The organism is Oscillibacter sp., assembly GCF_032018205.1.
Classification (GTDB): domain Bacteria; phylum Bacillota; class Clostridia; order Oscillospirales; family Oscillospiraceae; genus Oscillibacter.
The window spans coordinates 13,489-28,258 of record NZ_DALZOY010000008.1 but is presented as its reverse complement, the minus strand read 5'-3'; the positions used below and the strand labels follow the sequence as shown (position 1 = coordinate 28,258).

17 protein-coding genes and 3 tRNA genes are annotated in these 14,770 nt (G+C 51.0%); 8 read left to right on the top strand and 12 right to left on the bottom strand.

The window, feature by feature from the left end:
* Positions 1-12 precede the first annotated feature (12 nt).
* The 3 genes from rplM to RTU96_RS07750 form a co-directional block, all read right to left on the bottom strand.
* On the bottom strand, positions 13-444 hold the full coding sequence (gene rplM, locus RTU96_RS07760) for a 50S ribosomal protein L13 (protein ID WP_293009528.1): 432 nt from the start codon (positions 442-444) through the stop codon (positions 13-15).
* 262 nt (positions 445-706) lie between these two features.
* On the bottom strand, positions 707-970 hold the full coding sequence (locus RTU96_RS07755) for a pro-sigmaK processing inhibitor BofA family protein (RefSeq protein WP_312635992.1): 264 nt from the start codon (positions 968-970) through the stop codon (positions 707-709).
* Positions 961-1,224 carry a DUF2508 family protein gene (locus RTU96_RS07750; RefSeq protein ID WP_293009530.1) on the bottom strand — a complete coding sequence of 88 codons (264 nt, stop codon included), beginning with the start codon at positions 1,222-1,224 and terminating at the stop codon, positions 961-963. The genes RTU96_RS07755 and RTU96_RS07750 overlap by 10 nt, the downstream gene beginning before the upstream one ends.
* 78 nt (positions 1,225-1,302) lie before the next feature.
* Between RTU96_RS07750 and RTU96_RS07745 the strand changes: the two genes are divergently transcribed.
* Entirely contained in the window at positions 1,303-1,764 is a 462-nt protein-coding gene (locus RTU96_RS07745) for a nucleoside deaminase (protein WP_312635991.1), read from the top strand.
* A gap of 146 nt (positions 1,765-1,910) precedes the next feature.
* Here the strand turns inward: RTU96_RS07745 and RTU96_RS14755 are convergent, their stop codons facing one another.
* Both RTU96_RS14755 and RTU96_RS07740 read right to left on the bottom strand, forming a co-directional pair.
* On the bottom strand, positions 1,911-2,138 hold the full coding sequence (locus tag RTU96_RS14755; protein WP_397356699.1) for an IS3 family transposase: 228 nt from the start codon (positions 2,136-2,138) through the stop codon (positions 1,911-1,913).
* Between the two features lie 539 nt (positions 2,139-2,677).
* Positions 2,678-3,130 (bottom strand): hypothetical protein, encoded by a 453-nt coding sequence (locus RTU96_RS07740; protein WP_312635989.1) that lies wholly within the window; start codon positions 3,128-3,130, stop codon positions 2,678-2,680.
* Between RTU96_RS07740 and RTU96_RS07735 the strand changes: the two genes are divergently transcribed.
* The 3 genes from RTU96_RS07735 (at position 3,123) to RTU96_RS07725 (ending at position 5,324) form a co-directional block, all read left to right on the top strand.
* Positions 3,123-4,121, top strand: a complete 999-nt coding sequence (locus RTU96_RS07735; protein ID WP_312635986.1) for an FtsK/SpoIIIE domain-containing protein — start codon at positions 3,123-3,125, stop codon at positions 4,119-4,121. The two genes, RTU96_RS07740 and RTU96_RS07735, sit on opposite strands and share 8 nt — an antisense overlap.
* A 109-nt stretch (positions 4,122-4,230) precedes the next feature.
* Entirely contained in the window at positions 4,231-5,160 is a 930-nt protein-coding gene (locus RTU96_RS07730) for a hypothetical protein (RefSeq protein WP_312635985.1), read from the top strand.
* A 5-nt stretch (positions 5,161-5,165) separates the two neighbouring features.
* Positions 5,166-5,324: a hypothetical protein gene (locus RTU96_RS07725; protein WP_312635984.1), complete on the top strand. Its 159-nt coding sequence runs from the start codon at positions 5,166-5,168 to the stop codon at positions 5,322-5,324.
* Between the two features lie 77 nt (positions 5,325-5,401).
* Here RTU96_RS07725 and RTU96_RS07720 read toward each other — a convergent pair whose 3' ends face one another.
* From RTU96_RS07720 to RTU96_RS07710, 3 genes are all read right to left on the bottom strand, one after another.
* Entirely contained in the window at positions 5,402-6,151 is a 750-nt protein-coding gene (locus RTU96_RS07720) for a hypothetical protein (protein ID WP_312635983.1), read from the bottom strand.
* A gap of 215 nt (positions 6,152-6,366) precedes the next feature.
* Positions 6,367-6,457: transfer RNA gene (locus tag RTU96_RS07715), tRNA-Ser, on the bottom strand.
* A gap of 38 nt (positions 6,458-6,495) precedes the next feature.
* A tRNA-Ser gene (locus tag RTU96_RS07710) sits at positions 6,496-6,583 on the bottom strand.
* Positions 6,584-6,817: 234 nt separating this feature from the next.
* Between RTU96_RS07710 and RTU96_RS07705 the strand changes: the two genes are divergently transcribed.
* Positions 6,818-6,893 (top strand) — tRNA-Pro (locus RTU96_RS07705).
* A 345-nt stretch (positions 6,894-7,238) separates the two neighbouring features.
* On the top strand, positions 7,239-7,934 hold the full coding sequence (locus tag RTU96_RS07700) for a hypothetical protein (RefSeq protein ID WP_312635982.1): 696 nt from the start codon (positions 7,239-7,241) through the stop codon (positions 7,932-7,934).
* 967 nt (positions 7,935-8,901) lie between these two features.
* Here the strand turns inward: RTU96_RS07700 and RTU96_RS07695 are convergent.
* The 4 genes from RTU96_RS07695 to nifS all read right to left on the bottom strand — a co-directional run bounded on the left by RTU96_RS07695 (position 8,902) and on the right by nifS (position 12,791).
* On the bottom strand, positions 8,902-10,221 hold the full coding sequence (locus RTU96_RS07695) for an HDOD domain-containing protein (RefSeq protein WP_312635981.1): 1,320 nt from the start codon (positions 10,219-10,221) through the stop codon (positions 8,902-8,904).
* 190 nt (positions 10,222-10,411) lie between these two features.
* The gene (locus RTU96_RS07690) at positions 10,412-10,924 is read right to left on the bottom strand and encodes a putative ABC transporter permease (RefSeq protein ID WP_312635980.1); all 513 of its coding nucleotides are present in this window, start codon (positions 10,922-10,924) and stop codon (positions 10,412-10,414) included.
* A 217-nt stretch (positions 10,925-11,141) separates the two neighbouring features.
* Positions 11,142-11,579, bottom strand: a complete 438-nt coding sequence (gene nifU, locus RTU96_RS07685; RefSeq protein ID WP_294853198.1) for a Fe-S cluster assembly scaffold protein NifU — start codon at positions 11,577-11,579, stop codon at positions 11,142-11,144.
* A 21-nt stretch (positions 11,580-11,600) separates the two neighbouring features.
* On the bottom strand, positions 11,601-12,791 hold the full coding sequence (nifS, locus tag RTU96_RS07680) for a cysteine desulfurase NifS (RefSeq protein WP_312635978.1): 1,191 nt from the start codon (positions 12,789-12,791) through the stop codon (positions 11,601-11,603).
* 299 nt (positions 12,792-13,090) lie between these two features.
* On the opposite strand from nifS, the gene RTU96_RS07675 reads away from it, so the two are divergent.
* Positions 13,091-14,326 (top strand): polysaccharide deacetylase family protein, encoded by a 1,236-nt coding sequence (locus RTU96_RS07675; protein ID WP_312635977.1) that lies wholly within the window; start codon positions 13,091-13,093, stop codon positions 14,324-14,326.
* Between the two features lie 21 nt (positions 14,327-14,347).
* The gene (gene cdd, locus RTU96_RS07670; protein WP_312635976.1) at positions 14,348-14,737 is read left to right on the top strand and encodes a cytidine deaminase; all 390 of its coding nucleotides are present in this window, start codon (positions 14,348-14,350) and stop codon (positions 14,735-14,737) included.
* Positions 14,738-14,770: the final 33 nt, after the last annotated feature.

Genomic DNA, 14,770 nt, shown 5'->3' with positions numbered 1-14,770 from the left:
TGTTCTTCCTCCTTATTCCGCGTCGAGCGCCACGGGCATCTGTGCCTGCTGCTCATGGTTTTCGCCGGCATAGATGTGCAGCCGGGTCAGAGAAGAGCGGCCCACGCTGTTCTTGGGCAGCATACCCCGGACAGCCTCGCGCATGGCAAGCTCCGGCTTCTCCTGCATCAGGATGCGATAGGGAGTCTCCTTCAGGCCGCCGATCCAGCCGGAATGTCTCCGGTAGATCTTCTGGTTGCCCTTGTCGCCGGTCAGCACCGCCTTGGAGGCGTTGATGATCACCACAAAGTCGCCGCAGTCGGCATGGGGAGTAAAGGTGGTCTTGGTCTTGCCGCGCAGAATGTCGGCAGCTCGGACAGCCGTCTTGCCCAAGGGCTTGCCGGCGGCGTCCAGGATGTACCACTTGCGCTCAATATTGGACGCGTTGGCCATAAAAGTGGACATGTTGTTTCCTCCGTATATGAAATTCTTGATCTTCTTTACAAACCTGATATATCAGGGTAAAATCAAAGCACGTTTATTTATACCACCCTATTTCGGCAATGTCAACACAAATTTGATTTAGATATATAATACCTTCGATTATCTTCTCTTTTCTCTTAATATCTCACGAAATCGCTCATTCAATTTTTAATTTTTATAAAAAGAACGGGGGCGCTTCTCCGCCCCCGTCTTTCATCAAGCACCTGATTTTAATATGTAGCCGCTAGAGAATCCACTGCACCAGTAACAGAAGAACAAACCCCGGCAGGCCCAGAATCCCCACCACCAGGGCATTCCAGATGTTCAGGCCCAGAGCGATGCCGGTCCACGGGGCCGTCAGCCCAGCAAGATACAACGCGAGAAAGCCCAAAAAGGTGTTGGCCAACAGCTTAACGGCCAGCTTCAGCGGCGCCCTGAAAATACGCAGCAGCGCCGCCAGCAGAAACACCGCCAGCACTCCCAGAATAATTTTATGACTTAAGTCCATGTGGCGGCCTCCTCTGTCCGGGTCATCGCCGCCGTGTCGGGGCAGCGGGCCTTGATGGCGCGGATCAGGTAATTGCACCGGGCTTTGGCCGCGCTGATCTGATAGACGCAGGACTCCACCAGCTCCGGGTCCGTTGCCAGATCGAACTGTCGATACGCCAGAGACAGCTCGCCTTGGGCCGCGCGCAGCTCGCTTTGCAGGACCGACAGCTCGGACTCCTGCACAGGACGCTTGGTAAAGAATACGTTTTTCATATGACTCCCCCGTTTCTTTGCGCACTATATCTTACGGGGAGTTTGGACAATTATTCCAAATTCTATACGGAGGTTTTCATGGAGCACGAGGATTTTATGCGCCGGGCGCTGGCGCTGGCCCGGGAGGCCGCGGAAGCCGGGGAGGTTCCCGTGGGCTGCGTCATTGTCCGGGGAGACGAAATTGTCGGAGAGGGCCGCAATCGGCGGGAGGAACGCGGCCTTGCCTCCGCCCACGCAGAGATGGACGCCATTGCCGCCGCCAATCGCCGCCTTGGAGACTGGCGGCTGGAGGACTGCTCCCTGTATGTGACGCTGGAGCCCTGCCCCATGTGCGCCGGGGCAATCTTAAACGCCCGGATTGCCAAAGTTTTTTACGGCGCGCGGGACGGGATCTTTGGGGCCTGCGGCGGGGTAACAAATCTGTTTATGGAGAGCTTTCCCAACCCGCCGGCGCTGGTGGGCGGGATTTTGGCAGAGGAGTGCCGTGCGCTTCTGGCCTCGTTTTTCCAATCTCTCCGGAATGGCAATCATGGCAAATAACGGCTCCTCTTTTTTGTCCGCTTCCATGCATTCCACGAAATAAAGCAGGCGCCATCCTGTCCGAACCTCCCCCCTGTCAAGTAGGCAGGTAAAAAAGAAAAACAAGTATCCAAGGACGGCAGCCCGGCTCAGGCCGCCGTCTTTGTTCATGCGGCGGAGAGTATGTCCCTGTACTCCGCAGGAGCTAATCCTCCCAGGCGCTCTTGAAATCTGCGGTTATTGTAAAAGGCGATGTAGTCCGCTATAGCCCGAACTAACGCATTATAGCTGTCAAAGTGTCTGAGGTAATACATTTCGGCCTTAAGCGTTCCCCAAAAGGCTTCCATTGGGCCGTTGCCTATGCATCGTCCCACTCTGGACATGCTCTGTATCATCCCCTGCGCATCGAGCCTGGCTCTAAACATCCTGCTTGTATACTGAAATCCCCTGTCGCTGTGGAACAAGGATGTTGCATCAGGATATTTTGTACGGCGGCATCGAATGTGTCAAAAACAAGCTTGTTATTGTTGCTGCAGCCGGATGGCATAGGCGATGATGCCCTTGTCCTTAAGATCAAGAATCGCACTAAGGTAAGCTTTACCGCCGTTGTACTTAAACTCGGTAACATCGGTAAGCTACTTTTCGTTGAGATTATCAGCAGTAAATTTGCGGTCAAGAATATTCTCCGCTGTTATCTCCGGTGTAGACCTTATATCAATAATTGCAAGCTTTTAGCACGCCGAACTCTGACTCTGGCGAGCTGGGTTGAAGCGCCACGCATATGCGTGGCGCTTCAACTTATAAAACTTGTACTTTACAGGTTGGTTTTTTCAATTTTCTTGAGTATTTTTTAGTAGTTTTTTAAAAAGAATTCATTTTGAATACCTATCAAATTAAATATAAAAAGTGCTTGAAAACCACATATTTAGCAGTTTTAAAGCACTTTTTGCGGAGATACCCTGCCTAAATCCGAACTCTGAATATCGCTTAAACTAACGGTTTTTGAACCGTCCTTGTAGTTGAACGTGAAAACAATTCTATCATCATAGACAAATACGGCGTTCACAAAAATATCAATCAGCCGCTGCCGCTGCTCCATGTTGGCAATGTCCATTTCTCTGAATTGGTATAGCCAAAACAAGATTTCGTCCTTGGTAAAATTCTGCTGCTTGATTTGGTTTTGCAAAATACTGACTTCAAGATTGCTCTTGGTATCTTCCAATTCTTCAAGGCGCTCCTTGGTCGAAGCGGTGAAAATACCCTGCTGTATGGCGTTGAGCATATTTTGAATGCCCTTTTCTGTTTCTGCAAGCTGTTGTTGGAGCAATGGCAGATCAACGTTTTCTCTGTTCTGATATGCTATCAAGGAATCGGCTAAATTGTCCATAGCAGTATCATCAAAGAGCACCCGCCAAACTTGCTCAAAGCGATTTCAGCAAGCATATAAGCGCAACAGCATAAAGAATTGTTCGGGTGAGTACCCTCGTTTGCGTTCTGTTCGTGGCGATAAAGCGAAACTTTACGGATTGATTTGGGAAATTGACAATAAGGGAGTGACCGTTTCCGCTTTTGAGGATAAAGCGGAACAACTCGAAACAGCCTTAAATCTCCGCATTGACCGTATTGAGCTATGCAAAAAAAGCACGCGCACAAGGCTGTATGTCACGCCACGCAAGCATGTTAGACCCACTATTATTTCACACGATAATGCAGCCTTTGTAAACGAGCTTTGCAAGCTGCCAAATCTACTCTGTGTAGGAAAAACTGGTAGCGGAAAAAGCTATGCTCTCTCGGTACTGCTCGGCATTTATGCAAAGTACATTCCAACTGTCAGTATCACGGTTTGTGACTATAAGAAAAGCAGCTTTGCTCAATTTGAGAATACACCCAATTTTTATGGCTATGAAGATGTACCCAACGGCATAAAAGCGTTTTATCAAGAGTTTTCGGAACGGCTGCAAATTAATGACGAGGAGCGTAACAAACATATTCGGGTTTTGCTCATTGATGAATATGGAGCGCTAATCGGAGCACAAGACAAAAAAGCCGCTGATGAGTTAAAATCAATGGTCGCAAATATGCTTTTCATGGGGCGCAGCTTGGGCATGCGTGTTCTGATTGGAGTGCAGCGTGCTGATAGTGAGCATTTTAAGGCTGGTGCTCGTGACCAGTTTCGGGCGATACTTGGTCTTGGGGATTTGTCAAAGGAGCAACGACAAATGCTGTTTTCAGACTATAAGGATAAGATGAACGAGCGCAACAGCGTGGGTGAGGGGTATATGCTCATTGATGGCAAAGGCATAGAGCGTGTCAAAATTGCGGCGATGAGAGATTTTGAATCCCTCAATGATACCATTCGGCAAGCAATGTGCCGCTGATAATTGGGCGGTTCGGGCGGTGCAGCGGAACGAGAGCCGCCCGAACCGTCCACCGCCGCAGGCGGTATTAACTTGATTATTGTAAAATAACATCAGAAAGGGGAATTTCATGAAAATTGATAAGCTGCAAGAGAATGTACGCCCTCACGCCGAGGGACTTGTGCGGCTTAAAGAAATGGGAAATATCTACGAGGTTCGCTCTATGAGCCGAACGCCAACAATGCCAATTAAAAAGCTCAACAAGGATTATTTTGTAGAGCTTGGCACAGGCGAGGTCAAAGAGTTTAAGCATACCGAACATAGAACAGACAACCTAACCAGTGTAGCGCAGTCTGTAAAGCATATGCGGGAGTACATCAATACCAATGTGATTGACCCACGAAAAGCATTGTTTATCACATTGACCTATGCGGAAAATATGCAAGACCCCAAACGGCTTTACAACGATTTCCGCAAGTTCAATATGCGTCTTGCATACTACATTCGCAAAAACCACTTGCCGATATATGAATACCTTGTGGCGATAGAGCCACAGGCAAGAGGCAGCTTACACGCTCACTTGCTACTTATTTTCCAGAAAAAAGCGCCATTCATTCCAAGCGTGGATTTGGCGAAAATCTGGGGACATGGATTTATAAAAATCCGAGCATTAAAGAACATTGATAATATCGGGGCGTATCTATCGGCGTATTTGGGCGATATGGAGCTTGGAGAAGCGTTAGGCGTTGGCACAAGCGGTAACAGCTTCAAGGTGGTAGAAACTACTGACGAGAGCGGGAAACGGCAGTCTAAGGCGATTGTAAAGGGCGCAAGGTTAAGGCTCTACCCAAAAGGCTTTCGGCTCTTCCGCAAAAGTAGGGGAATAGTCCTGCCAGTCATTAAGGATTTCACAGAAGCCGAAGCCATGCGAGAAATTGGCAATGCTGCTTTGACCTATGAAAAAACCATCAAGATTGTTGATGATAGCGGCAAAACCTGTAGCATCATCAATTATCGCCATTACAACAAAAAGCGCAAGTCAAAGCCGCCAGAGGGGTAACGCACATGGCAAAAAACAAGAAAAAGTGTGCTATTCCTCAATATGAGCTTGAAGCCCTCGCCGAGGTGCTGTACCCCTCTCTAATAGCATTCTATGATAGCCCAGCACAATTCAAGGCGTGGCGGGAACAGCAAGAGGCACAGGCGGTGAAGAAAACAACATAAAAACTGCGGGATAACCATAAAAGGCTATCCCGCAGTTTGCTCAATAAAAGCATGATACTCTGTATTTTAAAACAAGTCTATGAGATTATTGCAATTTGTTTCTTGCTTGTAATCTCTGCACTAAACACATTGAATATTTTAGTCTTGTCCCATTTTGAAGCAGCAACAATTAATTTATCCCTATTATTGTACAGTTTATTCCTTAAATCTTTAAAAGGGCTGTTATCTGCAAAGTGCAAGATGAAATTATATATTATTTTGTCTGCCACAAAAATTAAGTAGATTTCGTTTTTGCTTTGGTCATAAAATTTGCCTGCTTTGCATTTACCCTCAATGAGCCGCCAACCAAATACACCCTTTGGATACATATATGCACTACGATTATCCAGCAGCATTTGTCCTATAACTTCTTCGTTATAGCTTTCTTTGCAAGGAAGAGATTTGCACATTCTATATATTTGAAGAATTGTATGTGGTGGCTTTGGCGTAGGTTCTCCGGTTTTATGATCAGCTGGTGTTTTCTTTTTTGACTGCTGCTTACTTTCAACAGTTAGTAATTCTAATGCACTATCAAACTTGAATTGCACTTCATTATATTTGCTCGAGTCAAAATCGTTTGACGAGCCAAAAGAGCAACCCTTGCAATGTCCTTTTAATTTCCCCGCCCTGAAATACGAAGATGAAACACCCTCTAAATTGCAAATATGCAATTCGGCACCACAGTTCTGATTGGGACAATAGAATATCAGATTTTTATCCTCTTTCCCTGCATCACGAGCCAATATTTCTTTTGTTCTTTCTTTATCCCTATATGCATATAGTGCCATTTGTGTTTCCTCCTCCACGGTTCAATTTTAAGGCAATTATTTGAGTTTAATTATAGCTTTTTTATGCGGTTTTGCAACTGCTTACACATAATTATAAATCGAAAATAGCAAATGCGGGATAACCGTAACAGGCTATCCCGCATTTTTTACTCTATAAAAAGCACAAATCCGAACTCCTCGCCAACTGGCGATAATGAGTTCGGATTACAATGCTTTGGCGGAGAAGGAGAGATTCGAACTCTCGCGCGGTTTAACCCGCCTACTCCCTTAGCAGGGGAGCCCCTTCGGCCTCTTGGGTACTTCTCCATCTGTCAAGTTATATCCTTCGTTTATGGAAAAAAGTGTGGCGGAGAGAGTGGGATTCGAACCCACGGACACTTGCGTGTCGCCGGTTTTCAAGACCGGTTCCTTCAACCGCTCGGACATCTCTCCATCAGAAAAGCAACTTTTTCCGGAAGACCTGAATATCATAGCACATCTGTCAGAAGTTTGTCAACAGGATTCTGCCCTGCAACGGCATGTGGCTCGCTTTATGACTGCACCGGAATCGGGCGCGGCAAAAGCGGCAGAAAGAGAGCAGTAAATTTTTGCAGAAACTTTAAAAAAATGCTTGCAAATTTTTCAATGCTATGCTATTCTAAATAAGCTGATTTGCAGCAAGTGTATCCGGGTGTAGCGCAGTTGGTAGCGCACTTGACTGGGGGTCAAGGGGTCGTGAGTTCAAGTCTCGCCACTCGGACCATGCAAGGTGTTCTTATAGTATCTGAGGATTCTATAAGAACACCTTGCTTTTTTGTGCTCAAAAATGTGTATTACGCAATCCGCTCCGGGATGTAGCTGACTACTACACCTTTTCTCGTTTCCATGAGAACATCTACCTCGGGAATATCCTCCCGATCCAGCACCGAGAACGCGCCGATGCAGTTGCCGTGAATGGCGCCCGCTGGTTGAAGGCCCCATGATCATGTGCTTTACGATGGTAATGGGTTATGTTATATTAAATATGGAAATAACCACCTTCATTCACAATTGTGGTGCAGAATAAGTTAATTTTATAATTGATTTATAAGAAATGAGAGGTTGCGCTATGCAGATACACAAGGCAAAAGGCCGAAAGGCCCGTTTTATCGTCGGTGCAATTTCCCTGATACTTTATCTGGGTCTGTCCACTGTGATTGGCTTTCCGCTGGGTTTTGGCAAGATGATGGCGCGGGAGTTGGTTCAGGACTATTGTCAGGTGGTTTACCCTCAGGCATCTCTGGGAAAAACAGTGTTTAATCCTGTCGACAACGCCTTTAGCACGGATGTCTATGTGGGAGAAGAGACTTTTACCATTTACACGAATCCCAATCGAGATACTGTGGGGGACCGTCATCGCAGTGACGCATTTTTGCAGGACACCGGAGCGGCGGAAGTGATTTCCAAGCTGTTTCGCACCCATGTTTCCGGAAAGTCACAAAATTTTCTCTCCTGTTCTATTGTCTGGGATCATGCTGACCCGATGACTCCCATCATCCACCTGCGGATAGACTATACGGACTATGACAACCCAACCCTTCCCAGCGAGGCACAGATGAAGTCAATTCTCACTCCGATTGCCCTTGACTGCATCACCGCAGTGGAGGAATGTTTCTCTCTGGACAGCATTCGTCTCTCCTACTATCACCCTGACTTTCGTCCTGATGAAGAGGGAATGACATGGCAAATTATGGAGGTTTCTTTGGTGGATGGCGCCCCACGGACCAATGACCTTTTGGATGATGCAACGATTAGTATTCGCTGAATCATTCAATACAGGTGGATGATTGGCAGTCCGTATTCATATACGCACTCGGGCGTGACCACGAAGCAAAGCCCGTCCTGTGGCAGTCCCCGCATATCGGCGCAGTATCAGACGGCCAGCAGTTCAACCGAGGGCGTCAGGCGGGTTTTCTCCGTCTTTGTAATTTCTCGGGATCGTTTCACCGGCTCAGGCTTTTGCAGCTCAAACAAAGTGGAATTTTGGGCAGGGCCACGGCATAAGAAAAGTCCTCCTGCCTTTCCCCGTGGGCAGTGTTGATGTGCACCGATCCCGAAAGCTCCAGAGAGAACGCACAGCTGAACGAAAGTCTCAGCGCAAAATCCGCCGCGGCGAATCAGCACGCTCCGGGAAAGTGCCGTCTTTCCTATGTACGTCCCCTCAAAGCCCGAGTCTTCCGTCTCGCCGCTCAAAGAATGTAGCCGCCGGTGGCCAAATTATAAACCGGCTGTCCCGCTGCGGACTCCCGCACCCCAACCAAGTGGCCCAAGCCTCGCACAGCAGACACCACAGAACGCCCAGACCGGTAAACAGAATGCTTTGCCGCAGGGAGAGCATCATGAGTAGGCAGCTAATGTAGTACTACAGATAGGGGCTGTATAGGCCTCCGCTCAGGCAGGTCAGCAGCCCATAGGAAAAAGCTCCAAAACCAGCGGCACTTTAAGCCAGCGCTCATTTGCTCCGGTTTGAAACGCAAATGCGTAAAGAGCGCGAAGCTTTTTGAAGAATGCGCAAGCGCCGCGCAGGTTTCTTGCGACGACTTTTTTATCATTGACGCACAAAAGCGCCCGAAACCCGCGTTTTGAACGGATTTCGAGCGCTTCTGCATCATATTTTTCCGCGGCTTTCCAGAGACTTTTACGTCAGTGGAAAACCCCAAATTACCTTCTGGCCCTCCTGGTTCTGCTGGGGAGGGAAAACTTATGTCCGCAACTTTAAGCGTACCGCTTTATCACACGGATTCCTCCGTATTATCGGGCGCTTCCGGCGCGGAGATGCGTGCCCAGATGAGGTTCGCCCGGTCCACAGAGTCAAAGTATACGCTGGTCAGCAGATTGGTGGGAATATTCAGCTCGTTTGCCAAAACGCTGATCTGATCCCAATCCGCCCGCTCATAGCTGAGCAGCAGAGAATAAAGCTTTCCGGCGGAGCCTTCGCGGTAAAGCAGCGCACGCTTGACCTCATCCACCACCGGAACCTCGGCCAGAATCTCCTCCATGGGCGCGTCCACCAGATAGCCAAGAGTGGAGAACATGCCGATGAGGTAGGCATCCGCCTTGGTGATGGAGAGCACGCCCCGGGGCGTGTAGTCGATCAAATCGCTGCAAAAATTCGCCCGCAGGAAGGATAGCTTCAAAAACTCCTCCGAAGTTGGGTCAATTTCGTTTTCCGCATTGCTGGCACTGAGAAGATAAATCCACTGGCGAATCTGCCCCAGTCCCAGAGTCATAATGGCCTGACGGATCGTCGTGGCCCGGTGTGAGGAGGAAAAATAGACAGAGTTGGCCATACGCAGCAGCCCGAAGACGAGGGATGCGTCCTGTGAAACCATCCGCTCAATCTCGTCGATGTCCGGCTCGTCCTGCGTGACGGCCACCATGAGACGGAAAAAGTTTCCCTGCAAATAGCCGCTGGTATGGGCCTTGCAGGAGAGCTTTTCCGCCACAAACGGACCCTCCAGCGCGTCCACCTTCAATCCCACGGCGGCGTTGTACAGCACCCCGTCGGTAATGTTGGTGGCAATGCATTTCTTCCCCATGCTGTGGGCCAGCTCGATGACGTTGGCCAGCGTGGTCGCCGGGGTGGATGCAAAATTCAGCTTGATATAATGAATTTTGTCCATCAGCGCAAGATACCGGGGGGCAAATTGAAATTCGTTCACCGCAATTTTATAGCCCTCCTTGGCGAACATCTGCACAAAGTGCATGGCCAGAGGATGGATAATTACGCTGTCCTCAATCTGAATGACAAGCTCAGGCTTCTTAAAGAGCCGGGGCGCTTTTTTCATCAGGAGCGTGGGAGTAAAGGTCATAAAATTCAGCGTTCCCGTCAGCGCCTTATCGGTATTCTGCGTTAAAAAATTGTAGATGGCGTTGGCCGCCGCAAAGTCGTTTCCCGAGGCGGACGTATTGGGCGCGGCTCCCTCCGTCCCGCCGGGTGAAGCGGAATCCTCTCCAAACGCCTGATTTTCGCCGTAGTAAAGAAGCTCATAGCCAATTACGCTGCTGTCGGCATCCTTGATCGGCTGCCGCACAATATACTTATTGCTCACCGTGTCCTCCTTCCGGCGGGACGGCCCCGAAATCTTTCCGCTCCCGCTTTATCATAGAGTAGTCTTTTAGGATTTTATCGGCAGACTTCAACAAAAAAATAATAGCTTTTCAAAATTTACATGCAATTTCGGTGTTTTTCTGAAACCCGCGGCCCTTATTTTTTTCGGCGCGGCGTTTTGAACCCCTATTTTACTCTTTTTTCTTTCCGACGAATCCGGCAGAAGGGCCTCCGCTTTGGCGGCGGGCTTTCCGCTTTTTAAGGCGCCAGATGTACTGCGGGCGCTCCCCACCCCGCACCGCGTAACGCAGCCAATCCAGCCCCACGATTACCGGCCCGGCGGCAAGGCACCACAAACCCGCAAACTGCGGGCAGACCTGCCCCAAAATATTTCCCGGCATATGGGAATAGTCCCATACGTTCCAACCCAGCCACAAATTGACAATGCACCCGGTGAGAAACTCCGCCGCCGTGACGGCAAGGCCGCTTAAAATTGCCTGCGCCCAGATGGGGCAATCCCACGGCAGCTCTGCGCCCATCCGCTCCAGCACAAGCCCCAGCAGCAGCGCCAGCACCAGCATGGTCCAGCTAATGCCCTCGGGATGGCCCTGAACCGTTTTCCAAACCACCTCGATTAAAAAATACGTGCTACCCACAAAACAGGCCAGAAGCCCGCTCAAAATCACGTCTCCACGCTTGCGCATCACTGCTCCCCCCCTTCACCAATTGTCCGCGGTTCGGGCTGCGGGTATGCCCTTGCTGTTCTCTTATGCGCAATTCGGCTCCGTCATGCCGGAGGACACCCCCCGAATGCAGTTTTCTTTTTCAAACGCCATAACAGCGTGCAAAGCGCCAAAAAGCGGGGGGCCGGTCATCCCGGTCCCCCGCTTCAATTGATCGAAAAGCTCCGCTGGTGCGGACTTATTCCACGGCGCAGTGTTCGCACTCGTGGTCGCAGATGTTCAGCTCGTCGCCGTAGGCGATTCCGTTTTTGTCGTAATAGTCCTTCACCGCCGCCTTTACGGCCTGCTCCGCCAGAACAGAGCAATGCAGCTTATGTGTTGGCAGCCCATCCAGCGCCTCCACCACGGCCTTATTGGAGAGCGTCAGGGCTTCCTTCACCGGCTTGCCCATGATCATCTCCGTGGCCATGGAGCTGGTGGCGATGGCGCTACCGCAGCCGAAGGTATTAAACTTCACGTCACTGATGGTCTGCGTGTCCTTGTCCACCTTAATATACATCCGCATGATGTCGCCGCACTTGGCGTTTCCAACCTCGCCCACACCGTCGGCGTCGTCCATTTTGCCCACATTCCGGGGATTCTGAAAGTGATCCATCACTTTTTCACTGTACAGCATATTCAACCGCTCCTTTCAAGCTCAAATCACGTGCTTCAGACTGCCTTTTTCCAGCTCGTCCCACACGGGAGAAATATTCCGAAGGTACTCCACAATCCCCGGCGTCTCCGCCAGAATGTGGTCGATTTCCTCCGCCGTGTTGTACTCGCTGAGGCTCAGCCGCAGCGACCCGTGGGCCACCTCATGGGGCAGGCCCAGCGCCAGCAGCACATGGCTGGGGTCCAAAGACCCGGAGGTGCAGGCGCTTCCCGAGGAAGCGCAGATTCCCTTCTGGTCCAGCAGCAGAAGAAGGGATTCCCCTTCGATGCCCTCAAAGCACAGGTTTACGTTGCCGGGAAGGCGGCGCTCCTGCTCGCCGTTGAGAATGCTGTGGGGAATTTTCGTCAGGCCGTCGATCAGCCGATCCCGCAGGACGGTGACCTTGGCGGCATTCTCTTCCAAATGGTCGCAGATTTCGTCAAAGGCCGCAGACGCGCCCACGATTCCAGCGATATTTTCGGTTCCGGCCCGCTTGCCACGTTCCTGTGCACCGCCGTAAATCACGTTCATCAAAGGAAGAGACCCACGCCGAACGTACAGCACACCCACGCCCTTGGGCCCGTGGAACTTGTGAGCCGACAGGCTTAAAAGATCAATGTTCATCTCCCGCACGTCGATGGGAAGATGTCCCGCCGCCTGCACCGCGTCGGTGTGGAAGGGGACGCCCAGCTCCCGGCAAATCGCCCCAATCTGGGGGATGGGCTGGATGGTGCCGATTTCGTTGTTGGCAAACATCACGGTCACAAGGCAGGTGTCCGGCCGGATGGCCTGACGCACCAGTTCCGCCGAAATCACGCCGGACTTGGGAATGGGCAGCAGTGTAACCTCAAAGCCTTCTTTAGAAAGCTGCTCCAGCGTGTGCAAAATGGCATGGTGCTCGAACTCTGTGGAAATAATGTGCCGCTTATTTTTCTTGGCGCCCGCGGTCGCAGCGGAGCGCAGGGCCTGATTGTCGGCCTCGCTGCCGCCGGAGGTGAAGGTGATTTCGCTGGGGTCGCAGTTCAGCCTTTTTGCAAATACCTGTCGGGCCAAAGACAGCCGCTCCGCCGCCTCCTGCCCCACCGTATGCAGGCTGGACGGATTCCCGTAAAACTCCTGAAAGCATGGCAGCATAGCCGCAAGCGCCGTATCACTCACGGCGGTGGTCGCCGCGTTATCCGCATATACACGCATTATTAGGACCTCCCCTAATTCATATCAATTTACTGTGATTAGAATATATCACAGTTATCCTATTTGTCAAGTATGGTAATTGGGTATTTACTATTTTTCTATGTGCCCCGCCGCCTTTTTCCGAAGCTAAAAAATCAGACGTGTCTTCGATACGGCTTAATTTGACGCGGCAGCCAATTTTGTAACTTTTTGGTGTTTTATTTTGTCGGATAACCTGATATACTGATATAATATAAGAAAAAACGGCGGCTGCGGATTTCGCGGCTCTGCCTTGAACGTTTAGAAAGGGTGTCATTTATATGCGTCGAATTTTGCCGCTTTTCCTTGCGCTTTCTCTGCTTGCGTCTCTGGCCGCCTGTGGCCAAACCGCAAGCGGTGCGGGCTCCGGCGGCTCCGCCTCCTCTTCCGCTTCTTCTTCCTCCGCCGAGCCGGAGGCACCGCAGATAGAGCCGTATGTCATTTCGGATCCCACCGTAGAGCCTGCGGGCGGCGCGGTAGACGGCGTGCCTTACACCGCATGGGACGGCATTGTGGAGCACCTGTTTTTTCATCCGGTCATCGCCTATCCAGAGCTTGCCTTTGACGGCGACGCGCAGTCCGACGGTCTGGACGATTTCATGGTCACTGTGAACGAGTATAACAAAATTTTGCAAAGCGTTTACGACAAGGGCTACGTGCTGGTGGATATCGGAGACGTGTGGCGGGAAACCACCAATGAGAGCGGCGAGCCCGTGATGGTGCGCAACACATTGTATCTGCCCGAGGGAAAAAAGCCTTTGATTCTGTCCTATGACGATGTAAACTATTATCCATACATGCTCAAGGACGGGCTGACATATAAATTGATTATCGGGGACGATGGCCTGATTTGGAGCGAGGGCAAGGACCCGCAGGGCAGCGAGGTCATCTCTCAGGATTTGGACGCTCTGCCGATTCTGGACAAGTTTGTCCGGGAGCATCCGGATTTCTCCCCCTTCGGGGCCAAGGGGAGTTTATCCCTGACGGGATACTGTGGAATTTTGGGCTATCGCACCCAGACGGACACCAAAAGCTGGACAGCGGAGCAGGAAGCTGCGCGGCAAAAGGAAATTACGGCGGTGAAGCCCATTATCGCCGAGTTGAAGCGCACCGGCTGGACCTTCGGCAGCCACACCTGGGGGCACATCCGTCTGGGAACCAAGTCTTTGGAAACGGTCCAGGCCGACACCAAGCGGTGGTTTGACGAGGTGGGCAGTCTGGTGGGAAAGACCACCATTTTGTACTATCCCCACGGCGAGCGGCCCGACGGGAACGACTGGAACAAAACCGGACCGGTGTTTCAGTATCTTCAGAGCCAAGGCTTCCGTGTGTTCGCCTCCGTGGGCGTGGAAAGCTTCAGCTATATCAAAAAGGATATCTGCGCGGTCATCTGCGACCGGCTTCACCCGGACGGCACCACTCTGCGCCACTCCCGGGACCGGTATCTGCAATTTTACGACGCCAAGGATATCATGGATGTAGATGTTCGCCCTCAACGGGCGGTGGATTGGAAGTAACAATTGGAAGGAGCGGTTTTTATGACGCGGGAGGAATTGAAAGCGGCGGCGACCGGGATGCTGGACAAGGCATATTGTCCCTACTCCCACTTCCCTGTGGGCGCGGCGCTGGAGTGCGTCGACGGCACGGTATACACCGGCTGCAATATTGAAAACGCGGCCTATCCCGTGGGTACCTGCGCGGAGCGCACCGCAATGGGCAAAGCCATCAGCGAGGGCCACCGGGATTTTGTACGCATTGTGGTGGCGGGCAAGAGCGAGGGCCCCTGCGTTCCCTGCGGCATGTGCCGCCAGTTTATGAAGGAGTTTGCCCCAAAGCTGGAGGTCATCTGCCTCAACGCAAAGGGCGAAGAGCAGGCCTTTACTATGGATGAGCTGCTGCCTCACGGCTTTGACCAGTCCTTTCTGTAAAAGCATCTCTTGTTTTCAGGCTTTTATGCACAT

Bases quoted from the DNA above. Each gene is read 5' to 3' on its own strand.
- rplM (WP_293009528.1), bottom strand. From the start codon at position 444: ATGTCCACTTTTATGGCCAACGCGTCCAATATTGAGCGCAAGTGGTAC.
- RTU96_RS07755 (WP_312635992.1), bottom strand. From the start codon at position 970: ATGGACTTAAGTCATAAAATTATTCTGGGAGTGCTGGCGGTGTTTCTG.
- RTU96_RS07750 (WP_293009530.1), bottom strand. From the start codon at position 1,224: ATGAAAAACGTATTCTTTACCAAGCGTCCTGTGCAGGAGTCCGAGCTG.
- RTU96_RS07745 (WP_312635991.1), top strand. From the start codon at position 1,303: ATGGAGCACGAGGATTTTATGCGCCGGGCGCTGGCGCTGGCCCGGGAG.
- RTU96_RS14755 (WP_397356699.1), bottom strand. From the start codon at position 2,138: ATGATACAGAGCATGTCCAGAGTGGGACGATGCATAGGCAACGGCCCA.
- RTU96_RS07740 (WP_312635989.1), bottom strand. From the start codon at position 3,130: ATGGACAATTTAGCCGATTCCTTGATAGCATATCAGAACAGAGAAAAC.
- RTU96_RS07730 (WP_312635985.1), top strand. From the start codon at position 4,231: ATGAAAATTGATAAGCTGCAAGAGAATGTACGCCCTCACGCCGAGGGA.
- RTU96_RS07725 (WP_312635984.1), top strand. From the start codon at position 5,166: ATGGCAAAAAACAAGAAAAAGTGTGCTATTCCTCAATATGAGCTTGAA.
- RTU96_RS07720 (WP_312635983.1), bottom strand. From the start codon at position 6,151: ATGGCACTATATGCATATAGGGATAAAGAAAGAACAAAAGAAATATTG.
- RTU96_RS07700 (WP_312635982.1), top strand. From the start codon at position 7,239: ATGCAGATACACAAGGCAAAAGGCCGAAAGGCCCGTTTTATCGTCGGT.
- RTU96_RS07690 (WP_312635980.1), bottom strand. From the start codon at position 10,924: ATGCGCAAGCGTGGAGACGTGATTTTGAGCGGGCTTCTGGCCTGTTTT.
- nifU (WP_294853198.1), bottom strand. From the start codon at position 11,579: ATGCTGTACAGTGAAAAAGTGATGGATCACTTTCAGAATCCCCGGAAT.
- nifS (WP_312635978.1), bottom strand. From the start codon at position 12,791: ATGCGTGTATATGCGGATAACGCGGCGACCACCGCCGTGAGTGATACG.
- RTU96_RS07675 (WP_312635977.1), top strand. From the start codon at position 13,091: ATGCGTCGAATTTTGCCGCTTTTCCTTGCGCTTTCTCTGCTTGCGTCT.
- cdd (WP_312635976.1), top strand. From the start codon at position 14,348: ATGACGCGGGAGGAATTGAAAGCGGCGGCGACCGGGATGCTGGACAAG.